The organism is Thiolapillus sp., assembly GCF_048562965.1.
Taxonomy (GTDB): domain Bacteria; phylum Pseudomonadota; class Gammaproteobacteria; order Chromatiales; family Chromatiaceae; genus Thiolapillus; species Thiolapillus brandeum_A.
The window spans coordinates 1-808 of sequence record NZ_JBHNMF010001175.1 but is presented as its reverse complement, the minus strand read 5'-3'; the positions used below and the strand labels follow the sequence as shown (position 1 = coordinate 808).

The following is an 808-nucleotide window of genomic DNA, read 5'->3' as shown; positions in this document are numbered from 1 at the left end:
TTCATCGGGTGAATGCTCAAGCTGATGAACAGCCGGGAGTATTACGGTTATCTTTGGACACCAAGACAACCGTCAAGGTGGGACCATTTTCCCGGGGAGGAAAAAGCCGTTGTCCCCAACCTGCCTGCGACCATGATTTCGACTCAAAATGCACCTTAACGCCGTTTGGCATACTGCTGCCCAAACAAGCGAAAAGTTACTTGTGGTTCGCGCAGGGCAAAGTCACAGCAGACTTCATGGTGGATCGACTGGAGGAACTGTGGAAAACCTTCGCGCCAGAAGACCGCCCCCATACCTTGGTCATCAATGCTGACAACGGTCCGGAGAACAGCAGTCGCCGAACTCAATGGATGAAGCGGTTGACGGAATTCAGCGATACACATCAAATCAGGATACGACTGGCGTACTACCCGCCGTATCACAGCAAATACAACCCGGTCGAAAGACTATGGGGTGTTCTGGAAAATCATTGGCGAGGCGAATTACTGGATTCTGTTGAGAAAACCTTGGGTTTGGCTCGGAGTATGGCGTACAAAGGGATTCATCCGGTGGTAAGGAAAGTGAAGAAATCCTATAAAGCGGGAGTATCCCTGAGTAAGCAGGCCATGCGTGAATTGGAAAAACGATTTGACAGAAAACCTGATCTGGAATCATGGTTTGTCACAATCAATCCGATTACAAAATTGGGGTGTAACTACTCACCCCTAAGATGAGTACAAGCCTGCCTCCATGGATCTACAATCGCTTTTTCATGTCTGTAGAGGCTTGACATCATAGTACGCCGAGTCTATGCTATTGACCCAACACA

At 48.8% G+C, this 808-nt stretch carries 1 protein-coding gene; it reads left to right on the top strand.

All coding sequences use genetic code 11. From position 1 onward, the window contains the following. A partial coding sequence (locus tag ACOCD2_RS23120) for an ISAzo13-like element transposase-related protein (RefSeq protein WP_419626223.1) occupies positions 1–713 on the top strand: 713 nt, incomplete at its 5' end. Positions 714–808: the final 95 nt, after the last annotated feature.